Origin of the sequence: Streptomyces javensis (assembly GCF_039525925.1) — a bacterium.
Classification (GTDB): Bacteria; Actinomycetota; Actinomycetes; order Streptomycetales; family Streptomycetaceae; genus Streptomyces; species Streptomyces asiaticus.
In genome coordinates, this window is the sequence record NZ_BAAAIF010000071.1 from 1 (window position 1) to 22,927 (window position 22,927).

At 71.9% G+C, this 22,927-nt stretch carries 20 protein-coding genes; 14 read left to right on the plus strand and 6 right to left on the minus strand.

Translation table 11 applies throughout. The features are described from left to right. A partial coding sequence (locus ABD329_RS38980; RefSeq protein WP_344317616.1) for a PucR family transcriptional regulator ligand-binding domain-containing protein occupies positions 1–550 on the minus strand: 550 nt, incomplete at its 3' end. 285 nt (positions 551–835) lie between these two features. Between ABD329_RS38980 and ABD329_RS38985 the strand changes: the two genes are divergently transcribed. From ABD329_RS38985 to ABD329_RS39005, 5 genes are all read left to right on the plus strand, one after another. Then, complete coding sequence (locus tag ABD329_RS38985; RefSeq protein ID WP_198281201.1) at positions 836–1,726, plus strand: FAD binding domain-containing protein; 891 nt, start codon at positions 836–838, stop codon at positions 1,724–1,726. Beyond that, complete coding sequence (locus ABD329_RS38990) at positions 1,717–2,244, plus strand: (2Fe-2S)-binding protein (RefSeq protein WP_210610065.1); 528 nt, start codon at positions 1,717–1,719, stop codon at positions 2,242–2,244. Before ABD329_RS38985 ends, ABD329_RS38990 begins: the two co-directional genes overlap by 10 nt. A gap of 2 nt (positions 2,245–2,246) precedes the next feature. After that, positions 2,247–4,643, plus strand: coding sequence for a xanthine dehydrogenase subunit D (gene pucD, locus ABD329_RS38995; RefSeq protein ID WP_198280355.1), 2,397 nt, complete (start codon positions 2,247–2,249; stop codon positions 4,641–4,643). Between the two features lie 76 nt (positions 4,644–4,719). Next, positions 4,720–5,871, plus strand: a complete 1,152-nt coding sequence (locus ABD329_RS39000) for an XdhC family protein (protein ID WP_198280357.1) — start codon at positions 4,720–4,722, stop codon at positions 5,869–5,871. Positions 5,872–6,068: 197 nt separating this feature from the next. Further along, on the plus strand, positions 6,069–7,790 hold the full coding sequence (locus ABD329_RS39005) for a glycoside hydrolase family 6 protein (RefSeq protein ID WP_309142875.1): 1,722 nt from the start codon (positions 6,069–6,071) through the stop codon (positions 7,788–7,790). A 10-nt stretch (positions 7,791–7,800) separates the two neighbouring features. Here the strand turns inward: ABD329_RS39005 and ABD329_RS39010 are convergent, their stop codons facing one another. From ABD329_RS39010 to ABD329_RS39020, 3 genes are all read right to left on the minus strand, one after another. Continuing rightward, positions 7,801–8,691, minus strand: coding sequence for a phosphatidylinositol-specific phospholipase C (locus ABD329_RS39010; protein ID WP_198280354.1), 891 nt, complete (start codon positions 8,689–8,691; stop codon positions 7,801–7,803). 162 nt (positions 8,692–8,853) lie between these two features. Beyond that, positions 8,854–10,035, minus strand: coding sequence for a magnesium and cobalt transport protein CorA (locus tag ABD329_RS39015; protein ID WP_344317617.1), 1,182 nt, complete (start codon positions 10,033–10,035; stop codon positions 8,854–8,856). Positions 10,036–10,307: 272 nt separating this feature from the next. Beyond that, complete coding sequence (locus ABD329_RS39020) at positions 10,308–11,516, minus strand: RNA-guided endonuclease InsQ/TnpB family protein (RefSeq protein WP_198278061.1); 1,209 nt, start codon at positions 11,514–11,516, stop codon at positions 10,308–10,310. 152 nt (positions 11,517–11,668) lie between these two features. Between ABD329_RS39020 and ABD329_RS39025 the strand changes: the two genes are divergently transcribed. Continuing rightward, the gene (locus ABD329_RS39025) at positions 11,669–13,390 is read left to right on the plus strand and encodes an AMP-binding protein (RefSeq protein WP_198278060.1); all 1,722 of its coding nucleotides are present in this window, start codon (positions 11,669–11,671) and stop codon (positions 13,388–13,390) included. A 73-nt stretch (positions 13,391–13,463) separates the two neighbouring features. Beyond that, a complete protein-coding gene (locus tag ABD329_RS39030) occupies positions 13,464–15,188 on the plus strand; it encodes an AMP-binding protein (RefSeq protein WP_198278059.1) in 1,725 nt (574 codons plus the stop codon). 75 nt (positions 15,189–15,263) lie between these two features. On the opposite strand, the gene ABD329_RS39035 is transcribed toward ABD329_RS39030, so the two are convergent. Together ABD329_RS39035 and ABD329_RS39040 are read right to left on the minus strand one after the other, a co-directional pair. Continuing rightward, positions 15,264–16,013 (minus strand): neutral zinc metallopeptidase, encoded by a 750-nt coding sequence (locus tag ABD329_RS39035; RefSeq protein WP_198278058.1) that lies wholly within the window; start codon positions 16,011–16,013, stop codon positions 15,264–15,266. Positions 16,014–16,114: 101 nt separating this feature from the next. After that, positions 16,115–16,816, minus strand: coding sequence for a hypothetical protein (locus ABD329_RS39040; protein ID WP_344317618.1), 702 nt, complete (start codon positions 16,814–16,816; stop codon positions 16,115–16,117). A 136-nt stretch (positions 16,817–16,952) separates the two neighbouring features. Here ABD329_RS39040 and ABD329_RS39045 point away from each other — a divergent pair, with 136 nt between their 5' ends. The 7 genes from ABD329_RS39045 (at position 16,953) to ABD329_RS39075 (ending at position 22,887) form a co-directional block, all read left to right on the plus strand. Next, positions 16,953–17,204, plus strand: a complete 252-nt coding sequence (locus tag ABD329_RS39045) for a hypothetical protein (protein ID WP_037949323.1) — start codon at positions 16,953–16,955, stop codon at positions 17,202–17,204. Continuing rightward, the gene (locus tag ABD329_RS39050; protein ID WP_037949321.1) at positions 17,201–17,572 is read left to right on the plus strand and encodes a helix-turn-helix domain-containing protein; all 372 of its coding nucleotides are present in this window, start codon (positions 17,201–17,203) and stop codon (positions 17,570–17,572) included. Before ABD329_RS39045 ends, ABD329_RS39050 begins: the two co-directional genes overlap by 4 nt. 74 nt (positions 17,573–17,646) lie before the next feature. Further along, the gene (uraD, locus tag ABD329_RS39055) at positions 17,647–18,225 is read left to right on the plus strand and encodes a 2-oxo-4-hydroxy-4-carboxy-5-ureidoimidazoline decarboxylase (RefSeq protein ID WP_198278056.1); all 579 of its coding nucleotides are present in this window, start codon (positions 17,647–17,649) and stop codon (positions 18,223–18,225) included. Beyond that, a complete protein-coding gene (gene uraH, locus ABD329_RS39060) occupies positions 18,225–18,563 on the plus strand; it encodes a hydroxyisourate hydrolase (RefSeq protein ID WP_198278055.1) in 339 nt (112 codons plus the stop codon). Before uraD ends, uraH begins: the two co-directional genes overlap by 1 nt. Before the next feature lie 5 nt (positions 18,564–18,568). Continuing rightward, positions 18,569–19,450, plus strand: a complete 882-nt coding sequence (gene pucL, locus ABD329_RS39065; RefSeq protein ID WP_198278054.1) for a factor-independent urate hydroxylase — start codon at positions 18,569–18,571, stop codon at positions 19,448–19,450. A 52-nt stretch (positions 19,451–19,502) separates the two neighbouring features. Beyond that, positions 19,503–20,873: an 8-oxoguanine deaminase gene (locus ABD329_RS39070; RefSeq protein WP_198278053.1), complete on the plus strand. Its 1,371-nt coding sequence runs from the start codon at positions 19,503–19,505 to the stop codon at positions 20,871–20,873. A gap of 172 nt (positions 20,874–21,045) precedes the next feature. Beyond that, positions 21,046–22,887 (plus strand): alpha-L-fucosidase, encoded by a 1,842-nt coding sequence (locus ABD329_RS39075; protein WP_198278052.1) that lies wholly within the window; start codon positions 21,046–21,048, stop codon positions 22,885–22,887. The last annotated feature ends 40 nt before the right edge of the window (positions 22,888–22,927 follow it).

Consider the following 22,927-nt stretch of genomic DNA (forward strand, 5'->3'; position numbering starts at 1 on the left):
CGGACGCCCTGGCGGCGGTCGGGCCCGCGATCCGGCGGCCGGTGGGGGAGAGCACCCACGCGGTCAGGTCCAGGTCGGAGCGGAGCAGGTCCAGGACCACCTCGGGGCCGCCGCCCGCGGGCCCTGACGTCATCAGCCTGCGGTGCCGGTCCACGACCGCCGCCAGATCCCCGGCCCGCTCACCGGAGACCTGGCGCACCACATGCTCGGTGATCGTGGCGAACGCGACGTCCTCGACCACGGAGAACAGCGGCAGCCGATGGCGGCCACAGGCCAGCACCAGATCCTCGGGCACGGCGCCCAGCTCCGCCTCGCCCGCCGCGAGACCCGCCACCCCGGCCGCCGCGAGGATGCGGACGAACCGCTCGGAGTCCTCCGGCTCACGCCGCCAGGCGAGCCCGGTCAGCACCAGCTCGCCGCCGGAGAGATAGCGGCTGGGGTCGCGCAGATCGGTGGTCATCACGCCGCGTACGGTGCGGTCCAGCTCGTCCTCGCCGGAGAGCAGGCGCAGCCCCAGGGTGTCGTTCTCCAGCAGTGCGCGCAGCCGCATGCGATGCCAGCCGATCTTTGTTCCGTGTCGCCGGTCGAATACCGCGAGGTTTCCGGTCCCCGCCGTTCGTTCGAATCTACAAGACCCGCCGCCTGGCCAGCCAATTGCTTCATGTCTTTGGTGACTGCACCAAGTGGCCCACACCTCGGTCTACTGGCGGTGAGCCGTGTGCAGAGTTCTTGGAGGACGCCCCCGCGCGTGGGGAGCCACGTATCGGCGGCCACGTGCGGGAAGCCCCTCCCCACGACGCCGACGCCGACGCCGACGATTCGAGAAGAGAGACCCATGGACTTCCTGCGCCCCGCCGGCTGGGAGGAGGCGCTCGCCGCGAAGGCCGAGCACCCCACCGCCGTGCCCATCGCGGGCGGCACCGATGTGATGGTCGAGATCAACTTCGATCACCGGCGGCCCGAGTATCTGCTCGACCTGACCCGCGTCGCCGAACTGGCCGAGTGGGAGACCACCGACCGTACGGTCCGGCTGGGCGCGGCCGTCCCGTACACCCGGATCATCGAGGAGCTCCGGACCGAGCTGCCGGGTCTCGCGCTCGCCGCGCACACCGTCGGCTCACCGCAGATCCGCAACCGCGGCACGGTCGGCGGCAACCTCGGCGCCGCCTCGCCCGCCGGGGACGCCCATCCCGCGCTGCTGGCGGCCGGGGCCGAGGTGGAGGTGGCGTCGGTGCGCGGCACCCGGCGGATCCCGGTCGAGGAGTTCTTCACCGGGGTCAAACGCCATGCCCTGGAGCCCGATGAGCTGATCCGGGCGGTGCACATCCGACGGGCGGACGGACCGCAGCAGTTCTCCAAGGTCGGCACCCGCAATGCCATGGTCATCGCGGTCTGCGCCTTCGCCGTCGCGCTGCATCCGCGCACCCGCACCGTGCGCACCGGCATCGGATCGGCCGCGCCCACGCCCGTGCGGGCCCATGAGGCCGAGGAGTTCCTGGGCGCGGCGCTGGAGGAGGGCGGCTTCTGGGACAGCGGCGCGCCCCTCGACCCGTCGGCCGTCCGGCGCTTCGCCGAGCTGTGCGCCGGGGCCTGCCGCCCGATCGACGACGTACGCGGCACCGCCGACTACCGCCGCCGCGCGGTGGGGGTCATGGCGCGCCGCACGCTCGGCTGGACCTGGGAGGCGTACCGCGAGGGAGAGGGGAGGACCGCACCGTGCGCGTGAACATGAGGGTCAACGGGCGGCCGTACGAGGCCGATGACGTCTGGGAGGGCGAGTCCCTGCTGTACGTGCTGCGCGAGCGGCTGGGGCTCCCCGGTTCCAAGAACGCCTGTGAGCAGGGCGAATGCGGTTCCTGCACGGTCCGTCTCGACGGGGTGCCGGTCTGCGCCTGCCTGGTGGCGGCGGGGCAGGCCGAGGGGTGCGAGGTGGTCACCGTCGAGGGGCTCGCGGACCACGCCCGGCAGCGGTCCGAGCCATCCCGCCCCGAGCCGTCCCGCCCCGGGCAGGTCGCCCCGCTGGCACCGGTCCAGCAGGCGTTCATCGACGCCGGCGCCGTCCAGTGCGGCTTCTGCACCCCCGGACTGCTCGTGGCCGCCGACGAGCTGCTGGAGCGCAATCCCGACCCCTCCGACGCCGACATCCGCGAGGCGCTCTCCGGCAACCTCTGCCGCTGCACCGGCTACGAGAAGATCCTGGACGCGGTCCGGCTCGCGGCCGCCCGCACCGGGGAGGCGGTCTGACCGTGGCAGCCGACCGCACCACCAGCGCCCCCACCACCCTCACCCAGGCCACCGGCGCCACCCGGGGGACCGTCGGCGAGTCCACCCTGCGCCCGGACGGCACCCTCAAGGTGACCGGCGAGTTCGCGTACTCCTCGGATCTGTGGCACGAGGACATGCTGTGGGGCTTCACCCTCCGCAGCCCGTACGCGCACGCCGCTATCCGGTCCATCGACACCGCCGGGGCGCTCGCCCTGCCCGGGGTGTACGCCGTCATGACGCATGACGACCTGCCCGCCGCAACCCACTACGGCCTGGAGATCCGCGACCAGCCGGTGCTCGCCAAGGACCGGGTCCGCTTCCACGGCGAGCCCGTCGCGATCGTCGCCGCCGACCACCCCGAGACCGCGCGCCGCGCCGCCGCCCGGATCGCGGTGGAGTACGAGGAGCTGCCGCTGGTCGTGGACGAGGCCACCGCGACCGCGCCGGACGCACCGCTGCTCCACCCCGGCCGCCGGGACCACCACGCGTCCCACGTCCCGCATCCGAACATCGTGCACCGCCAGCCCATCCGGCGCGGCGATGTGGCCGCCGCCCGGGCCCGCGCCGATGTGGTGGTCCGCCGGGATTACGAGGTGGGCATGCAGGACCAGGCGTTCCTCGGCCCGGAGTCGGGGCTCGCGGTGCCCGCCGAGGACGGCGGGGTGGACCTCTACATCGCCACCCAGTGGCTGCACGTCGACCGCGACCAGCTCGCCCCGGTGCTCGGGCTGCCCGCCGACAAGGTGCGGCTGACGCTGTCCGGCGTCGGCGGGGCGTTCGGCGCGCGCGAGGACCTGTCCATGCAGGCCCACGCCTGTCTGCTGGCGCTGCGCACCGGAAAGCCCGTCAAGATCGTCTACAACCGGTACGAGTCCTTCTTCGGCCATGTCCACCGCCACCCCGCCAAGCTCACCTACGAACACGGCGCGACCCGCGACGGCACCCTGCTCTACGTCCAGTGCCGGATCGTCCTGGACGGCGGCGCGTACGCCTCCTCCTCCCCGGCGGTGGTCGGCAACGCCGCCTCCCTGTCCATCGGCCCCTACGTCGTCGAAAATGTGGACGTCGAGGCCATCGCCCTCTACTCCAACAACCCGCCCTGCGGAGCGATGCGCGGCTTCGGCGCCGTCCAGGCGTGCTTCGCCTACGAGGCGCAGATGGACGCGGTGGCGGCCGAACTCGGCCTGGACCCGGTGGACTTCCGGCAGCGCAACGCCATGGCGCAGGGCGCCACCATGCCCACCGGGCAGGTGGTCGACTCCCCGGCGCCGGTCGCCGAGCTGCTGCGCCGCGTCAAGGCGCTGCCGATGCCGCCCGAGCGCGCCTGGGAGGCGGCGGGCGGCCCGGTGGACGTACGGGCCCTGCCGGGCGGGCTGTCCAACACCACCCACGGCGAGGCCGTGGTGCGCGGGGTGGGCTATGCGGTCGGCATCAAGAACGTCGGGTTCTCCGAGGGCTTCGACGACTACTCCACGGCCCGGATCCGGCTGGAAGTGATCGGTGGCGAGCCGGTCGCCCTGGTGCACACCGCGATGGCCGAGGTCGGCCAGGGCGGGGTCACCGTGCACGCCCAGATCGCCCGCACCGAGCTGGGCGTCGACCGGGTCACCCTCCACCCGGCCGACACCCGGGTCGGCTCGGCGGGCTCCACCTCCGCGTCCCGCCAGACGTATATGACGGGCGGCGCCGTCAAGCACGCCTGCGAGGCGGTCCGGGCGGAGGTGCTGCGGCGCGGTCGCGAGCGGTTCGGCTCCGCCCACCCCGCGTGGGCGGAGCCCGAACGGCTGCGGCTGGCGGACGGCAAGGTGGTCACCGACGGCGGCGAGGTGATCGGCGACCTCGCCGGGATCCTCGGCGACGAGGCGATCGACCTGGAGCGGGAGTTCCGGCACCGGCCGACCGAGCCGTTCGATCTGCGCACCGGGCAGGGCTTCGGCCATGTGCAGTACTCGTTCTGCGCGCACCGCGCGGTCGTCGAGGTGGACACCGAGCTGGGCCTGGTCAAGGTGGTCGAGCTGGCGGCCGCGCAGGACGTGGGCAAGGCGATCAATCCGCTGTCGGTGGTCGGGCAGATCCACGGCGGTTCCACACAGGGGCTGGGGCTCGCGGTGATGGAGGAGATCGTCGTCTCGCGGGACGGGGCGCGGGTGCGCAACCCGTCGTTCACGGACTATCTGATCCCCACCATCCTGGACACCCCGGCCATGCCGGTGGAGGTGCTGGAGCTGGCCGACGACCACGCCCCGTACGGGCTGCGCGGCGTCGGCGAGGCGCCCACGCTCTCCTCCACCCCGGCCGTCGTCGCCGCGATCCGCGCCGCCACGGGCCGTCCCCTGAGGCGCGTGCCCGTCCGCCCGGAGCATCTGACCGGCACCTGAGGGCAGATTTCGCGGGCGCGGCGCGTTGACGCGAATATAGGTGGCCCGCACGTGGCCGTCCGAGGAGCTGATCACCATGCTGGACATCGCCGCCGAGCTGCACCGCTGGTGCGCGGAGGGCCGGGATTTCGCCGTCGCCACCGTGGTCTCCGTGGGCGGCAGCGCACCCCGGCTGCCCGGCGCCGCGCTCGCCGTGGACGCGGAGGGCACGGCGGTCGGCAGTGTGTCCGGCGGCTGTGTCGAGGGCGCGGTGTACGAGCTGTGCCAGGAGGCGCTGCGCACCGGCGAGAGCGTGCGGGAGACCTTCGGCTACTCCGACGAGGACGCCTTCGCGGTCGGTCTGACCTGCGGCGGAGTCATAGATGTCCTGGTCAGCCCGGTGCGTGCGGCCGACCGTGAGCTGCGCCCGGTGTTCGCCGCCGCCGCGTCCGCCGCCGCCGGGGGCCGGACGACCGCGCTGGCCCGGATCGTGGACGGCCCGCCCGAGCTGCTGGGCCGCGCCCTGCTCGTCGGCCCGGACGGCGGCTGGGACGGCACCCTGGGCGGCCACCCCGAGCTGGACCGTACGGCCGCCGCGGAGGCCCGCGCCCTGCTGGACGCCGGGCGCACCGCGACCGTGGAGATCGGCGCCGAGGGAAGCCGCTGCGGGCGGCCCGTCACGCTGCTCGCGGAGTCCAGCGTGCCGCCGCCGCGCATGATCGTCTTCGGCGCTGTGGACTTCGCGAGCGCGCTGGTGCGGATCGGGAAGTTCCTGAACTACCACGTCACGGTCTGCGACGCCCGTCCGGTCTTCGCGACCGGGCCACGCTTCCCGGACGCCGACGAGGTGGTCGTCGACTGGCCGCACCGCTATCTCGACCGGACCGAGGTGGACGGCCGCACGGTGCTGTGCGTGCTCACCCACGACCCGAAGTTCGACGTCCCGCTGCTGGAGCGGGCGCTGCTGCTGCCCGTGGCGTACGTCGGCGCGATGGGCTCCGCCCGCACCCACCGGGACCGGCTGCGGCGGCTGCGCGAGGCGGGTGTGGGCGAGCCGGAGCTGGCCCGGCTGCGCTCCCCGATCGGGCTGGACCTCGGCGCCCGTACGCCCGAGGAGACCGCGCTGTCCATCGCGGGCGAGATCGTCGCGAACCGACGGGGCGGCAGCGGTACGCCGCTGACGGGGGCCCGGACCCCGATCCACCACGACACCCGGGCGCCCTCGGACCGGATCGGCTCGGTCGCCTGAAACGCCGTCGAACGTCGCCGTCCGACACTTCGCGCACCTGAAATCGCATCAGATCACAGAAGGATCGTCTGACATAAGGCCACTCCTGAGCGGGAAAAACCCTCCGCCATCTGGCGGAGGATTCATTTGCCGGGTGCCGGTTTCTGAGTGAGAGTCAGAAACCGACCTTGGTCCTGCCGCCCCCCTGGAGTGCGCACGTGCGTAAGAGACGCAAGATCCTCACCGTGTCGACGGCCGTCGTGGCCGCGGCCACCCTGCCCCTGTTGATCAGCCCCGTGGTGAGCGCGGCCGTGCCGGAGGACGACGACGAGTCCTCGCGCGTGACCCGCCTCTACGCCCCGCCCCCCGACCGGGACTCCTACCGCCAGGTGGCCCGGCTCGCCTGGCGGGGCGACTTCCGCGACTCCGCCGGGCTCCTCGCCATGGTGCGGACACCGCATGCGGTCTGGTTCGGGGACGAGACTCCGGAGCAGGTCACGCGGCTGGTCCGCCGGACGACGCGGAGCGCGGGCTGGCAGGAGAAGCTGCCGGTCCTCGCCCTCTACAACATCCCGGGCCGCGACTGCGGCAGCTACTCGAGCGGGGGAGCGGACGGTCTCGCCGCGTACCAGGCGTGGATCGACGCCGTCGCCGAGGGCATCGGCGACCGTAAGGTGATGATCGTCCTCGAACCCGATTCGCTGGCGCTGCTGCCCTCCGACTGCGCGGACGCCTCGAACGCCGAGGAGACCGCCGTCGAGTCGCAGCAGCCCGAGCAGAACGTCGGCGGGGAGCAGTCCGCCGTCGAGGAGCAGCCCGCCGTCGAGGCATCGCCCACCGAGCTGCCGCCGCTGCCCGACCCCGGCGCCTCCACGGCCCCGCCCGCCGCGTCGGCCGCCTCCGGCACCGGCCAGGGGGCCGCGCAGGCCACGGACCCGCAGTCGACGGACTCGCAGTCGACGGACTCGCAGTCCACGGACCCGAAGTCCACCGACTCGCAGTCCGACGACCCGCAGTCCACCGACCCGCGCCCCGACGCCTCCGAGCTCCTGGCGCCCATGTTCCCCGAGTCCCTGGAGACCGCCGGCCCCGAGCCCGCCGCGTCCCAGAGCCCCGACCCCGAGCCCTCCGCCGAGCAGCCCGGCACCCTGCCCGAGCTGCCCCCGCTGCCCAAGCCAGACCCCGTGACCCCCGACTCCGAGGAGACGAGCGGCACCGGCGACCCGGACACCCCGGTGGTCGAGGACCCGGAGACCGCCGCCCGCTACTCCGAAATCAACTACGCGGTCGACGTCCTCAGCACGCTCGCCAACGCGTCGGTGTACCTGGACGCGGGCCACTCCGGCTGGCACTCCGTCAGCAGCATCGTGCCCCGCCTGATCAAGGCCGGGATCGACCGCGCCACCGGCTTCGCCCTCAATGTCTCCCACTACCAGACCGACCAGGACAGCGTCTGGTTCGGCCGGCTGGTCTCCTCCTGCCTCGCCTACGCCGACGAGGGCGGGGACCCCGAGGACTGCGCCGAGCAGAGCTGGTCGCGGCGGCACGTCCGCCGCTGGCTGCGCCACCACGTACCGGACGACCCGGCCCGTATGAAGCACTTCGTCACCGACACCAGCCGCAACGGCCAGGGTGCCTGGGCCCCGAGGGCCGCGTCGCACCAGTACAACGACGTCGAGTCATGGTGCAATCCGCCGGGCCGGGGCCTGGGCCGGCGCCCCACCACCCGTACCGGCGAGGCGCTGATGGACGCCGCGCTGTGGGTGAAGACGCCGGGCCAGTCGGACGGGCGCTGCCTGCGCGGCACCGACGGGCCCCTGGACCCGGTGCGCGGGACCGTCAACCCCGAGGCGGGGGAGTGGTTCCCTGAGCAGGCGCTGGAGCTGGTGCGCTACGCGGACCCGGCGGTCAACCTCTTCCGCCGGCCCCGCGGCCGCTGACGCCCCGCGGTCAGCCCGCCGGATTGTGCCGGACGAGGGCGTCGACCAGGCCGGACGTGGTGTTCGGGAAGTCCATCGGAACGATCCCGAGCCCGGTCCAGCCCTGTGCTTCGGCGCCCTCCAGGAACGACTTCACCCGCGGGTTCAGCCGGTCCGCGTTGGAGCGGGGCGGCAGCAGGGCCGCGGTGGAGACGTAGTTCATGAAGAGCTTGCCGGGCTGGGCCGCCGCCTTGCGGAACTGCGCCTCGATCTTCGGGTACTTGCCGATCGGCTCCGCCATGTAGTCGTCCTGGATGTCGAAGAGCGCGCCGTCGCCGTACCGCACCCCCGGCATGTTGTCCGAGTCGGCGAGCAGCACCACCCTGCCCCGGGCCTGGCCCAGGGCGGGGAGGGTGCTGTCCAGGCGGAACAGCGAGCGCCAGCCCTTGTCGTCCAGATAGATGTCGAAGATCCGGCGGAACTCCGCGGCGCTCTCCTCCGAGTACTCCTGCTTGACCCGCATCAGCACCGTCTCCGACGGATGCGCGGAGAGGAAGGAGCGGCAGGCGCCGAGCACGTCGTCGAAGTTGAGGTTCTGGTAGAAGGCGCCGTGGTGGATCGGGAAGGCGTTGTCGAAGGCGCGGCAGCGGATGTCCAGGAAGCGGATGCCGCTGGCCAGCTGGTCGGCGATGGTGGTGTTCTGACACTCCGTCCACGGACCGCCGAACCGGGCGCCGGAGTCATGGGTTCCGGGCAGGGTCAGCCGCTGCACCGGAGTGGCGTCGGCGATGGCCGACAGCCAGTCCTGGGCGGCGAGCAGCCGGGGCGGCGCCGCGGTCGCCGTCGCGGTACCGCCGACGGCGGTGACCAGCCCCGCGGTGGACAGTGCGGCCGCGCCCCTGAGGAACCCTCGCCGGTCCATACGTCCACTCCCGTCGCTCGCCCGCCGTGCCGTATCGCACGGCATCGAAGCACAAACGGCATGGAGGGGCTACGGAAAAGGGCTGAATCAGCGGTTCATCGAGGGATTCCCTAGAACCGCCGGGCCGACCGGAGAGACGCGGCCCGGAGAGGTGTGACGCCGTCAGAGCCAGCCGCGGCGCTTGAAGATGAGGTACAGGCTGACGCAGACCACCGCCATCAGCAGGATCGCGAAGGGGTAGCCCAGCACCCAGTGCAGCTCGGGCATATGGGTGAAGTTCATCCCGTAGATGGTGCCGACCAGCGTGGGCGCGAACAGGATGGCCGCCCAGGCGGAGATCTTCTTGACCTCCTCGTTCTGCTCGAAGCCCGCCTCGGCCAGCGCCCGCATCTCGGCGTTCTGCTGCTGGGTCACCAGGGTGGCGTTGACGGCGAGGATGTCGGTGAGGGCGGAGCGGAAGCCGTCCACCCGCTCGCTGGTGTGGGTGACGTGGTCGGCCACGTCCCGCAGATAGCGCTGGAGCTCCTCGTCGGTGCCGTACTTGTCGAAGCCCGCCATCAGCCCGTGCAACATCCCGACCAGGGGGCGGGTGGCGCGCTGGAACTCCACCATTTCGCGGGAGAGCTCATAGATGCGCCGCGAGACCTCGGGGTCGCCGCGGAAGACCTCGGTCTCGATCTCGTCGATGTCGTTCTGCACCCCCGCCACGACGGGTGCGTAGCCGTCCACGACCGCGTCGAGGATCGCGTACAGCACGGCCTCGGGGCCCAGCGCCAGCAGCTCGGGGGTGGACTCCATCCGCGCGCGCACCGCCGACAGGTCCGGCGCCGCGCCGTGCCGGACGGTGATAACGAAGTCGGGGCCCACGAAGACGTGCAGCTCGCCGAAGTCCACCTCCTCGGGCGCGTCGAGATAGCGGGCGGCGCGCAGCACCACGAAGAGGGTCTCGCCGTAGCGCTCCAGCTTGGGGCGCTGATGGGCCTCCATCGCGTCCTCGATGGCCAGCTTGTGCAGATCGAACTCCTCGGCGAGCGAGAGCAGCTCCCCCTCGCTCGGCCGGAACAGCCCGATCCACGCCATGGCGCCCGTCTCCTCGCGCAGCCGCCGGTAGGTGGCGGCGAGGGAGCCGGGGGTGCCGACCCGGCGGCCGTCGCGGTACACCGCGGCGTCCACCACACTGCGCTCGTCGACCTCGGGCGGGGCCCCGTCGGCCGCCGCGGCCGGCGGCTCGCCGCGCGGCGGGCCCGGGGCGGGGCGGGGTGTGGCATCGGCCCGGTCCGCCCCGGCGGGGCGCCGCCAGGGGTAGCGCTTCGTGGGACGCGGGGTGCGGCGGCGCTCGGACATAGGGGGTCCTCACCTTCCTGTCGCGAGCACTGACCTCAGTGCAGGATATCGCCCTATATGACCGTGGTGCGCCCTGGGGGAGCGGCGGGCTGCTTGACGCGATAGTTGCTTCAGGTCAAGTGTTTTTCGGAAGGGGTACCCGGAGGGGCCGCACTGGGGCCCACCGGCCCGCAGTCCCGAGGGGCCTTCGCCTACCGGGTCGCGGAAGCCGCTACTGGCGCCCACCCCCTGCCCTGCGCTGAGGACAAGTGACAGCATTGACGCTCTCCCGCCTAAAGGCGGGAGGTTCCACGGGTCGCCCCGTGGATTTCCTGCTTCGTCGCCGATTGCCCGCCCGGAGTTCTCCGTTGAGGTCTTACACCGGCTCCACAGGCCGACACTGCCCGTCCGGCAGCCAGAAGGTTCTTCGCGGCGTTCACGTCACGGTCGTGGATGGCGCCGCAGCCACACGTCCAGGTGCGGACGTGCAGCGGCATCGCCCCGGCGAGGGCGCCGCAGGCGGAGCACAGCCTGGAGGAGGGGAAGAAGCGGTCGACCGCGATCACTTCCCGCCCGTACCAGGCGGCTTTGTACTCCAGCATGCTTCGGAAGTCCGACCATGCCGCATCGCTGATGGCGCGGGCCAGGTTCCGGTTCCTGACCATGTTCCGCACGGTCAGGTCCTCGATCACGAGCGTTTGGTTCTCACGCACGAGACGAGTGGTCAGCTTGTGCAGCCCGTCATGCCGACGGTCGGTGATCCGAGCGTGGATCCTGGCGACCTTGTGCCGGGCCTTCACCCGGTTCGCCGACCCCTTTGCCTTCTTCGCGAGGCGCCGCTGGGCCAGGGCGAGCCGGGCACGGTCACGGCGCTCATGCCTGGGGTTGGCGATCTTCTCCCCGGTGGAGAGGGCCAGCAAGTGGTCCAGGCCGACGTCGATACCGACCGCCGCACTCGTGGCGGCCAGTTGCTGGATGCCGGGGTCCTCGCACAGCATCGAGACGAACCAGCGGCCGGCACTGTCCTGGGAGACGGTCACCGTGGACGGCTTCACTCCCGAGGGCAGGGGGCGGGACCACACGATGTCCAGTGGTTCGGCCATCTTCGCCAGTGTCAGCTTCCCGTCACGGAGGCGGAAGCCGCTGGTGGTGTACTCGGCGGACTTCCGGGACTTCTTCCGCGACTTGAAGCGCGGGTATTTGGCCCGCTTGGCGAAGAAGTGGGTGAACGCCGTCTGGAGGTGCCTCAGGGTCTGCTGGAGCGGGACCGAGGAGACCTCGTTGAGATAGGCCAGTTCCTCGGTCTTCTTCCACGCCGTCAGCATCGCCGAAGTGGCGTTGTAGTTGACGCGCTCCTGCCGGGCCCACGCCTCGGTCCGGGCCGCGAGCGCCAGGTTGTAGACCTTCCGGACACACCCGAAGGTGCGCGACAGCTCCGCTGCCTGCGCATCCGTCGGATAGAAGCGGTACCGATACGCCCGCTTCACACATGCCGTGGCCATGCTCACAAGCTAGCGGGCCTGCGAGTGAAGGCCAAATCCGCGGGCCAGGGCACGGGGTTCCGCCACGGCGGCGAAACCCCGCTCCTCACCCTGCGCCGCAAGAGCCCATTTCCTCTCCGCCGTGAACGGCGGAGCGACCACGGAGGAACCTGATGAATCCGGCCCACGACTTCCGCGCGGCACGGGACTTCCTGCTCGGTCACCGTGAGGACTACGCGGCGGCGTACGAGGGATTTCGCTGGCCCCGCCCGGAGCGGTTCAACTGGGCGCTGGACTGGTTCGACGGGATCGCCGGGCGCGCCGGTGACCGTACCGCCCTGCATATCGTCGAGGAGGACGGCGGCGAGGTCCGGCTGACCTTCGAGGAGCTGCGCCGCCGTTCCAACCGGGCCGCGAACTGGCTGCGCGAGCGGGGCGTGCGGGCCGGTGACCGCATCGTGGTCATGCTCGGCAACCAGGTCGAGCTGTGGGAGACCGCGCTGGCCGCGATGAAGCTGCGCGCCGTGGTCATCCCCGCCACCCCGCTGCTCGGGCCGCTCGACCTCGCCGACCGCATCGAGCGCGGCCGGGCGCGGCATGTGATCGTACGGGCCGGGGACACCGGCAAGTTCGCGGACGTGGCCGGGGATTACACCCGGATCGCGGTCGGCGGCGCCGCCGAGGGGTGGCTCGCCTACGAGGACGCCGGGACCGCCGCCATCACGGTGGACGGCACGGCGGGCGCCGCGGCCGACGGCACCGGGGGCGACGAGCCCTTCACCCCCGACGGGCCCACCCTCGCCACCGACCCCCTGATGCTGTACTTCACCTCCGGCACCACCGCCCGCCCCAAGCTGGTCGAGCACACCCACATCTCGTACCCCATCGGACATCTGTCGACGATGTACTGGATCGGGGTCGAACCGGGCGATGTCCATCTCAACATCTCCTCGCCCGGATGGGCCAAGCACGCCTGGTCCAATCTCTTCGCCCCCTGGAACGCCGAGGCCACGGTCTTCGTCCACAACTACACCCGGTTCGACGCCGCCCGGCTGATGGCCGAGATGGACCGCTGCGGGATCACCACCTTCTGTGCCCCGCCCACCGTCTGGCGGATGCTCATCCAGGCCGATCTCACCCAGCTGCGCACCCCGCCCCGGGAGGTCGTCGCCGCGGGCGAGCCGCTGAACCCCGAGGTCATCGAGCATGTGCGGCGCGCCTGGGGGGTGACCATCCGGGACGGCTTCGGCCAGACCGAGACGGCCGTCCAGGTGGCCAACACCCCCGGGCAGCCGCTCAAGCCGGGTTCGATGGGACGGCCGACCCCCGGGTTCCGGGTCGCCCTGCTCGACCCGGTCACCGGCCGGCCCGGTGCGGAGGGCGAGATCTGCCTCGACCTCACCGGCCCCGAGGGGCGCCCGGTCGGCCTGATGACCGGCTACGAGGGCGACGAGGGGCGCACCGCCGAGGCCACCGCGGGCGGCTACTACCGCACCGGGGACATCGGCTCGCGCGACGCCGACGGCTACATCACCTACATCGGCCGCGCCGACGACGTCTTCAAGGCCTCCGACTACAAGATCTCCCCGTTCGAGCTGGAGAGCGCGCTGCTGGAACACGAGGCGGTCGCCGAGGCCGCCGTCGTCCCGGCCCCCGACCCGGTGCGGCTCGCCGTGCCGAAGGCGTACATCGTCCTGGCGGAGGGCTGGGAGCCCGGCCCGGACACGGCAAAGGCGCTGTTCGCGCACTCGCGGGCGGTGCTCGCGCCGTACAAGCGGATCCGCCGATTGGAGTTCGCCGACCTCCCCAAGACGGTTTCCGGGAAGATTCGCCGGATCGAGCTGCGTGAACGCACGGCACAGGGCGGCGGTATCGAGTTTCATGAGGAAATCTGATGACTAACGCTCATATGATGACCCACCCTCACGAACGTGAAGGCGTCCGTGACCGTGACACCAAGGAGCTGCCATGACCGACCTGACGTCCGACCCACCAAGCCCAGCCGGGCTCTCCTACGCCAGTGGGGTCGGTGACCTCCCGCTGCTCGGCGACACCATCGGCGCCAACCTGGCCCGCGCCGTCGAGCTGTACGGCGAGCGCGAAGCGCTCGTCGACATCCCCTCCGGGCGCCGCTGGACCTACGCCGAGTTCGGCCGGTCGGTGGAGGAGGTCGCGCTCGGGCTGATGGCCAAGGGGGTCGCCAAGGGCGACCGGGTCGGCATCTGGGCCGTCAACTGCCCCGAATGGGTGCTGTTGCAGTACGCGACCGCCCGCATCGGCGCCATCATGGTCAATATCAACCCCGCATACCGCGTACACGAGCTGCGGTATGTGCTCCAGCAGGCGGGCATCTCGGTCCTGGTCGCCTCCACCGAGCACAAGACCAGCGACTACCGCCGGATGGTCGAGCAGGTGCGCTCGGCCTGCTCCGCGCTGCGCGACGTCATCTACATCGGCGACCGGACCTGGGACATGCTGGTGCGCGCGGGAGCCGATGTCGCCCCCGGGCGGCTGGCCGAGCGCGAGGCCCGGATCGGCTGCGACGACGCGGTCAACATCCAGTACACCTCCGGCACCACCGGCTTCCCCAAGGGCGCCACCCTCTCCCACCACAGCATCCTCAACAACGGCTTCTTCGTGGGGGAGACGGTCCGCTACACCGCCCAGGACCGGATCTGTGTGCCGGTGCCCTTCTACCACTGCTTCGGCATGGTGATGGGCAACCTCGCGGCCACCACCCACGGCGCCTGCGTGGTCATCCCCGCCCCCACCTTCGACGCCGTCGCCACCCTCTCCGCCGTCGAACGGGAGCGCTGCACCGCGCTGTACGGCGTGCCCACCATGTTCATCGCCGAGCTGGCCCTGCCGGACTTCGCCACCTTCGACCTCAGCTCGCTGCGCACCGGGATCATGGCCGGATCGCCCTGCCCGGTGGAGGTGATGCGGCGGGTGGTCGACGAGATGCACATGGCGGAGGTGTCCATCTGCTACGGCATGACCGAGACCTCACCGGTCTCCACCCAGACCCGGCCCGATGACGACCTCATGCGCCGCACCTCGACGGTCGGCCGGGTGCTGCCGCATGTCGAGGTCAAGATCGTCGACCCGGTGACCGGGGCGACCGTGCCCCACGGCACCCGCGGTGAGCTGTGCACCCGCGGCTACTCGGTGATGCTCGGCTACTGGCAGGAGCCCGAGCGGACCGCCGAGGCGATCGACTCGGCGCGCTGGATGCACACCGGCGACCTCGCGGTGATGGACGACGAGGGCTACGTCCAGATCGTGGGCCGGATCAAGGACATGATCGTCCGCGGCGGGGAGAACGTCTATCCGCGGGAGATCGAGGAGTTTCTGCACACCCACCCCAAGGTGGCGGATGTGCAGGTCGTCGGCGTACCGGACGAGAAGTACGGCGAGGAGATCCTGGCCTGCGTCATCCTGCGCGAGGGCGCCAGGACCCTCACCCGCGACGAGCTCGCCCGCTTCTGCCGGGGCCGCCTCGCCCACTACAAGGTGCCCCGCTATCTGCGGCTCATGGACTCCTTCCCGATGACGGTCAGCGGCAAGGTCCGCAAGGTCGAGCTGCGTGAGACGGCCGCCCGGGAACTGCTGCCCGAGACCCGGTCCGAGGCCGATCCGGCCAGACCGGAAGCGCTTGCCGAGCGGGCCGAGCCCCAGGCCGCGCCCAGCTGATGAGATGCGGGCCCCTCTACCACAGCAGGGGCCCACACCCCCGCGCCGGAAGCGCCACGTATCACCGGGCTCACGTCACTGAACGCCGTTCGGCAGACAGGACTTCACCCCGGATCGCGCGCCGCGGCTGAAGTAGGAGACCCGCTGGGAGGCGTCGCCGTGGTCGGAGACATCGGTCCACGGGGTCCGGTCGGCGAGCGCGGTCAGGGCGTCCGCCAGCTCCTCGGTGTCGCCGTCCTCGAAGGTGAGCGTCCCGTCCTGCGCGGCGCCGAAGAGGACCGCCCCGGCCAGGCAGTCGGCCTGGAGCTCACGGGCCAGATCGACCAACCCCGCGTCCAGCCGGTTCTGGACCGCGTGGCCCCACTCATGGGCGATCACCAGATAGACCCAGGCGTCGCCCCGCGCATGGCCCCAGCGCATCAGATCCATGTCCCACGCTATGTAGTCGCCGTCCGGGCAGTACACGGCGTTGTCGTCCGGGAGGGGCGCACCGCCGCACACCGGGGTGCCCGGGGTGTCGCCGTCGTAGGCCCCCGCGACCCGGGGCGGGCCGTAGCCGCCGGTGAACAGCTGGGACCAGTGGGTCTGCCAGTAGGCGTTGGTGACGGAGACCGCCGCCTGGATGTCCTCCTCCACGCTCCCTCCACCGTCGGGGCCCGGGCTGCCGGTCGGCGGCGCGGGCGTGCTGGAGAGCGGCCCGGGTGCGGGCGAGGAGCTCTCCACCGCGGGCGGGGGCACATCGTCGCCGCCACATCCGGTCACCAGGACGAGGGCCAGGGCGGCGGCGACAGCCGCCCATGACCTCGGGTACCACGGAACAGCCATCGTTCGGCCTCCGGCCGGTCGAGTGGATGGGACGGGTGAACGGTGGAGGGCGGTCCCTCAACGGAAGCGTTCCCCGGTCATGAGCACAAGGGCCGACCGGGTCAGCCGTCCGGCGGGCCCATCCGGATCAGCACGTCCGCCGGGTCGTTGACGGGCTGCGGGGTGCCGGTGAGGTCCATGATGAACAGCGGCAGATGCAGCGCGTCGGCGCGCGCCCGCGCCTCCCGGGCATAGCCCGCGAGCGAGAAGAAGACGCTCGTGGCCGACTTGTGGAGGCCGTTCAGCCACAGGCACTCGATGTCCCGCAGCCCGGTGGGGCGGGTGGTCGGATCGACCTGGGCGACCACGCCCGTCCCGTAGAGGTCCACCCCGGAGACGGCCCGGTCCTCGGAGGGCCGCAGGCTGTGGAAGCCGAGCCACTTCAGATACTGCGCGGCGGCGGTGACCGCGTCCCGCGCGGTGCGGATCGTGACCGGCCGGAACGCCGGGCGCCGCATCGCCGGGCCGCCGGGCCCGGCCGAAGCGCCCGGTCCGGCCGGAGGCGCGGCGGCGACGGGGACGCGGACCAGCGCGCCGCAGTCGCAGCCGAGCTCCGGCTGCGGCCAGTGGCCCTGGCGGCCGCAGGACGGGCAGTTCACCGCCACCCAGAGGTTCTCCCAGGTGCGGTGGCCGAGCTCCTCCGGACTGCCGTCGCGGACGACGGGGAGGGTGACCGGGGCGCCGCACGCACAGGGGAAGGCGGGCGGCGTGAACGACTGCTCGCGACGGCACGCGGGACAACGCACCGGCACGTTGTCTGTCATCGGGGCGCTCCGTGGGCGGAAGGCGGATGCGGTATCGGTCCATGCTCCCCGAAGCGGGCCGCCGCGGGGAGGGACTTGGGCGTTCTGTCCCCGGTAGCGGGGGCGCCGTGTTAGAGGGACGCAGTAGGTTGGCGGCGTGAGATTGAGGGTTGAGTTCACCACCGAACCGTTCGACCTCGACGAGGTGCCGCCGCACGCCGTGGCCGCCCGCGAGACCGTTCAGGCCGCCCCGCTGGACGCCGTGGACGTCGGCCCCTTCGGCAACACCGCGGAGGGCGGCACGGAGGCCGTGCTGGAGGCCGTGGACCGGCTGCTGCGCAGCTCCCTCGAAGCCGGTGCCACCCGGATCTCGCTCCAGGTCAGCGTCCTCGGGGAGGCCGAGGCGTGAGCGTACCGGCCGATCACCCCTTCGCCGCCGCGGTGAAACCGCTCGTCGACGCCATGGGCGGCGAGATGATCGCCCCCGACCGGGCCCGGGGCGACGATGTGGTGCTCTCCTGGGAGGGCCGTCCGGTGGTCGCCGTAAGGCTGCCGCATCTGTCGGACTCGCTCGACCGCATCCTCGCCGACCTCCAGCGCCGCCACGGCGTACCGCTCTCGGCCCTCGACCGCAAGACCAAGCAGTCCGTGGTCCGCCAGCTCGAGCAGCGCGGCGCGTTCTCGGTGCGCCATGGCGTCGAGACGGTCGCCGGGGCCCTCGGGGTCAGCCGCTTCACCGTCTACAACTACCTCAACCGTGAGAAGGGCGGGGACTGATCATTCCTCGTCGTTACGTGGGGGATTTCAACAAACTGTTGACGTCCGGTGCGGAAGCCTCCTAGCTTGCGAGAGTGACTTCCAGTGCACCGCCGGGGCTGGCCCGGTTCAACGCGGTGGACGACCGGGACGCCGCCGCGCTGCTCCGCGAGGTGTGCGCGAGCCGGGCCTGGGGCGCGGCGGTGGCGGCCGGGCGGCCGTACGCCACGGTCGGGGAGCTGCTCGACGCCGCCGACGCGGCCGTGGCCGGGCTGACCGCCGCCGACCTGGCCGAGGCGCTGGCCGGGCACCCGCCCATCGGGCGGCCGACACCGGGCGACGCCGCCTCGGCGCGGGAGCAGAGCGGGGTACGGGACGCGGAGCGCGCGGAGCTGCTGGAGCTGAACCTCGCGTACCAGGAGCGCCACGGCCATGTCTTCCTGATCTGCGCCACCGGCCGCACCGGCGGGGAGATGCTGGCCGCGCTGCGCGAGCGGATCCAGCACGACGCGGACACCGAGCGCGACATCGTCCGCACCGAACTGGGAAAGATCAACCGCATCCGGCTGACCCGGCTGACGGAAGCCCTGCCGGAGACCCGGGCGGAATCGCGATCGGAAGCCCGATCGGAGACCCTGGAGCCCCCGCGGGCCCCGGCGGAAGGAGAGCGGTGATGGCGAGCGGCGCCACCTCGGTGTCCACCCACATCCTGGACACCAGCATCGGCCGCCCCGCCGTGGGCGTGGTCGTCGAGCTGTCCGTCCGCTCGGGGCCCGGCGCGGAGTGGACGCCGCACGCCGACTCGCTCACCGACGCCGACGGGCGCTGCCGGGACCTGCCCGCCCTCCCCGACGGCACCACCCACGCACGGCTGCGCTTCGAGACCGGGCCGTATCTGACCCACGCCTTCTTCCCGGAGGTCGCGGTCGCCTTCGCCGTCGAGCCGGGTGAGCACTACCACGTACCGCTGCTGCTCACCCCGTTCGGCTACTCCGTCTACCGAGGGAGCTAGCACCGATGCCCACGCTCGGCCCGAACAGTTACGGCAAAGCCGAAACCCGCGTCGTCCGGGTGGTGCGCGACGGCGCCGTGCACCACCTCAAGGACCTCAATGTCTCGGTGGCGCTCTCCGGTGAGATGGACGAGGTCCACCTCTCCGGCAGCAACGCCAACGTCCTGCCGACCGACACCACCAAGAACACCGTGTACGCCTTCGCCAAGGAGCACGGCATCGACACGGCCGAGGAGTTCGGCATCCGGCTGGCCCGCCACTTCGTCACCAGCCAGGAGCCCATCCACCGCGCCCGCGTCCGCGTCGAGGAGTACGCCTGGGAGCGGATCGGGACGGCCGGGAGCGCCGAGCACTCCTTCGTCCGCCGCGGCCAGGAGGTCCGCACCGCCCAGATCACCTTCGACGGCGAGCGCTGGGAGGTGGTCTCCGGGCTCACCGGCCTCACCGTCCTCAACACCACGGACTCCGAGTTCTGGGGCTATGTGAAGGACCGCTACACAACGCTCCCGGAAGCGCGCGACCGGATCCTCGCCACCGATGTGCACGCCCGCTGGCGCTACGGCTGGAGCGAGGACACCCGGCCGACGCCGGACTGGGACCACGGCCACGCCGAGGCGCGCGGCCATCTGCTGAGCGCGTTCGCCGAGACCTACTCGCTCTCGCTCCAGCAGACGCTCTACCAGATGGGCGCGCGGGTGATCGAGCGCCGCCCCGAGATCGACGAGATACGCCTCTCGCTGCCCAACAAGCATCACTTCCTGGTCGATCTGGAACCCTTCGGCCTCACCAACGACAACGAGGTCTACTTCGCCGCCGACCGGCCGTACGGGCTCATCGAGGCCACCGTGTTGCGGGACGGCGCCGAGCCCCGGATCCCCACCGACTGACCGCCCGCACGACAGATCCCCACCGACCGATACGACGGGAGGGCCACGCGCCGTGAACCGCATCGTCATCGAGAACTGCGCCGTCGCCACCGTGGACGCCCACGACACCGAGTACGCCTCCGGCCACGTCGTCGTGGCGGGCAACCGCATCGAGTCGGTGGGCGAGGGGCGCGCGCCCGGGGGGCTCGAGGGCGTCGTCCGCCGGGTCGACGGCACGGGGCATCTGGTGACCCCGGGCCTGGTCAACACCCATCACCACTTCTACCAGTGGCTCACCCGCGGCCTGGCCCAGGACAGCAACCTCTTCGACTGGCTGGTCGCGCTCTACCCCGTCTGGGCGCGGATCGACGAGCCGATGGTCCACGCGGCGGCCCGCGGCTCGCTCGCGATGATGGTGCGCGGCGGGGTCACCACCGCCATGGACCACCACTACGTCTTTCCGCGCGGCGGCGGCGATCTGCTGGGCGCCGAGATCCGCGCGGCGCGCGAGCTGGGGGTGCGGTTCACCGCCGGCCGCGGCTCCATGGACCTCGGCACCTCCGACGGCGGACTGCCGCCGGACTTCGCCGTGGAGTCCATGGAGGACGCGCTGGCCGCCACCGAGGAGGCCATCGACACCCACCACGACCCGGCGTCCGACGCCATGCTGCGGATCGTGGTGGCGCCCTGCTCGCCCTTCTCCGTCACCACCGAGCTGCTCCGCGAGTCCGCGGCGCTGGCCCGCCGCAAGGGCGTACGGCTGCACACCCACGGCTCGGAGACGGTGGAGGAGGAGAAGTTCTGCCATGAGCGGTTCGGAATGGGGCCCACCGACTACTTCGAGTCCACCGGCTGGCTGGGCGAGGACGCGTGGATGGCCCACTGCGTCCATATGAACGACACCGACATCCAGGCGTTCGCCCGCACCGGCACCGGAGTGGCCCACTGCCCCTCGTCCAACGCCCGGCTCGCCGCCGGGATCGCCCGCGTCCCCGATCTGCTCGCCGCGGGCGTACCGGTCGGCCTCGGCGTGGACGGAACCGCCTCCAACGAATCCGGTGAGCTCCACACCGAACTGCGCAACGCGCTGCTGATCAACCGGCTCGGCGGCCACCGCGAGAAGGCGCTGAACGTGCGTCAGGCGCTGCGCCTCGGCACCCACGGCGGTGCGCGGGTGCTCGGCCGCCAGGAGGAGATCGGCTCGCTGGAGCCGGGCAAACTGGCCGACCTGGTGCTGTGGAAGCTGGACGGCCTCGGCCACTCCTCCATCGCCGACCCGGTCGCGGCCCTCGTGCTCGGCGCCCCGGCCCCGGTGACCCTGTCCCTGGTGAACGGCGCTCCGGTGGTGGAGTCGGGCCGGCTGCTCACGGCGGACGAGGACCAGATCGCGCGGGAGGCGCGCACCGAGGCGCGGCGACTGGCCCGTATCGCGGAAGAAGACTGAACGCGGGCGGCCGATTCATCGGATGGGTTGCCGAGATGGCCGCCTTACGGTCGTCACGGGCGGCCCGTCAGGGCGCTCGGGCCCCGTTGACATCCCACCTTTCCGGCTCTAGGTTCCCGTACGCGGCTGGCCAGCCCTCCTGTCCGACCACCCCACGAGCACAGGAGCCGCCATGCGTACGTCCAGACGACGGGCCGTCATCCCCCTCCGAGCGCTCAGCCTGCTGCTCGGCATGGTGCTGGCGACGATCCTCAGCGGCCCTTCCGCCGCCACCGCGGCGCCCACGACCGCGCGGGAGCCCGGACCCGGGACCGACTACGCGACCGACGATCCGTTCACCTCCGCCCGCACCGACTGGTGGCGGCAGGACCGCTTCGGGATGTTCATCCACTTCGGCGCCTACTCCCAGCTGGAGGGCGAATACCGGCGGGCGGACGGGACCGTCTGCCGAGACGCGGAGTGGATCAAGCGGAACTGCCAGATCCCGATGGACGAGTACGAGGACGCCGCCCAGGACTTCAACCCCGCGTCCTTCGACGCCAAGGCCATCGTCAAGGCGGCCAAGGACGCCGGGCAGCGCTACATCGTCATCACCTCCAAGCACCACGACGGCTATGCGATGTGGCCCACCAAGCAGAACAGCTGGAATCTCCGCGACCACTCCTCGTTCGACCAACGGCGCGACATCCTCGCCGAGTTGAAGTCCGCCGCGGACGCCGCTGGGATCAAACTCGGCTTCTACTACTCGATCTGGGACTGGCACGACCCCGACTTCGCCGACCCCGCCACCTTCCCGCGCTATGAGAAGCGGATGTACGCCCAGCTCAAGGAGTTGGTCGACGGTTATCACCCGGCGCTGCTCTGGTTCGACGGGGAATGGGACGCGGACAACCCCACCAACCGCTGGTCCGCCCAGGACGGTGAGCGGCTCCAGTCCTATCTGCACGGACTCGACCCCGATCTGATCACCAACAACCGGGTCGGCAAGCGGCGGGTGGTCGACGGCGACTACGGAACGCCCGAGCAGGAGATCCCGGACGCGCCCGTGGCCGGGCAGCTGTGGGAGAGCTGTATGACCCTCAACGGCCACTGGGGCTTCGCCAAGTACGACCAGGACTGGAAGTCGCCCACCACCCTCACCCGCAATCTCCTCGACATCGCGAGCCGCGGCGGCAACTACCTGCTGAACGTCGGCCCCGACAAACTGGGCCGGGTGCCCCAGCCCTCCGTGGACCGGCTGCGCGAGATCGGCTCCTGGCTGCGGACCTCGGGACAGGGCCGGGCGGTGTACGGGGCCGGGGCCACCGGGCTGGTCGACGAGCCGTCCTGGGGCGCGGTCAGCCGGTCGGGCAACCGGCTGTACGCGTCCGTCACCTCCTGGCCCACCGCCGGTCAGCCCCTCCACCTCACCGCGAAGGCGCCGTTCACGGTGGTCGGCGCCCGGGTGCTGGGCAGCGGACAGCGGGTCGCGGTGGCGAAGGCGGGCGACGGTTTCGACCTCACCCCCTCCGGCGGACCGGCCGACGACACCGCGTCGGTGATCGAGCTGACGGTGAAACCGGCCCCGGCCGCACCCCAGGGGCGGGGCCAGGGGCTGCGGGAGGAGGTCTTCGCCAATGAGACCTTCACCGGGCCGCCGGCCGTCACCCGGACCGACCCGACCGTCAACCACACCTGGCGGTTCGCCGGCTCCCCGGCCGCCGACGTCCCCGCCGACCACTTCGGCGTCCGCTGGACCGGCCATCTCCAGCCCCGGCACAGCGAGACCTACACGCTCTCGACCGTCTCCGACGACACCGCGCGGGTGTGGATCGACGGCCGTCTGGTCATCGACACCACCACCCCGCACGGTCCACAGGTCGACAAGGCGACCGTCGCGCTGCGCGCCGGAGCGAAGCACGCCATCCGGATCGAGTACACCGAGCAGACCGGTGAGGCCCATATGAAGCTGCTGTGGTCCAGCCCCAGCGTGCCCCAGCAGATCGTGCCGCGCACCCAGCTCTACACGCCGTAGCGACGGCAAGGGCCCCGGACCGCATCCAAGGCGGCGGTCC

Bases quoted from the DNA above. Each gene is read 5' to 3' on its own strand.
- ABD329_RS39010 (WP_198280354.1), bottom strand. From the start codon at position 8,691: ATGGACCGGCGAGGGTTCCTCAGGGGCGCGGCCGCACTGTCCACCGCG.
- ABD329_RS39040 (WP_344317618.1), bottom strand. From the start codon at position 16,816: ATGACAGACAACGTGCCGGTGCGTTGTCCCGCGTGCCGTCGCGAGCAG.
- pucL (WP_198278054.1), top strand. From the start codon at position 18,569: ATGCCCACGCTCGGCCCGAACAGTTACGGCAAAGCCGAAACCCGCGTC.
- uraH (WP_198278055.1), top strand. From the start codon at position 18,225: ATGGCGAGCGGCGCCACCTCGGTGTCCACCCACATCCTGGACACCAGC.
- ABD329_RS39000 (WP_198280357.1), top strand. From the start codon at position 4,720: ATGCTGGACATCGCCGCCGAGCTGCACCGCTGGTGCGCGGAGGGCCGG.
- ABD329_RS39015 (WP_344317617.1), bottom strand. From the start codon at position 10,035: ATGTCCGAGCGCCGCCGCACCCCGCGTCCCACGAAGCGCTACCCCTGG.
- ABD329_RS38985 (WP_198281201.1), top strand. From the start codon at position 836: ATGGACTTCCTGCGCCCCGCCGGCTGGGAGGAGGCGCTCGCCGCGAAG.
- ABD329_RS39035 (WP_198278058.1), bottom strand. From the start codon at position 16,013: ATGGCTGTTCCGTGGTACCCGAGGTCATGGGCGGCTGTCGCCGCCGCC.
- ABD329_RS39025 (WP_198278060.1), top strand. From the start codon at position 11,669: ATGAATCCGGCCCACGACTTCCGCGCGGCACGGGACTTCCTGCTCGGT.
- ABD329_RS39075 (WP_198278052.1), top strand. From the start codon at position 21,046: ATGCGTACGTCCAGACGACGGGCCGTCATCCCCCTCCGAGCGCTCAGC.
- ABD329_RS39030 (WP_198278059.1), top strand. From the start codon at position 13,464: ATGACCGACCTGACGTCCGACCCACCAAGCCCAGCCGGGCTCTCCTAC.
- ABD329_RS39020 (WP_198278061.1), bottom strand. From the start codon at position 11,516: ATGGCCACGGCATGTGTGAAGCGGGCGTATCGGTACCGCTTCTATCCG.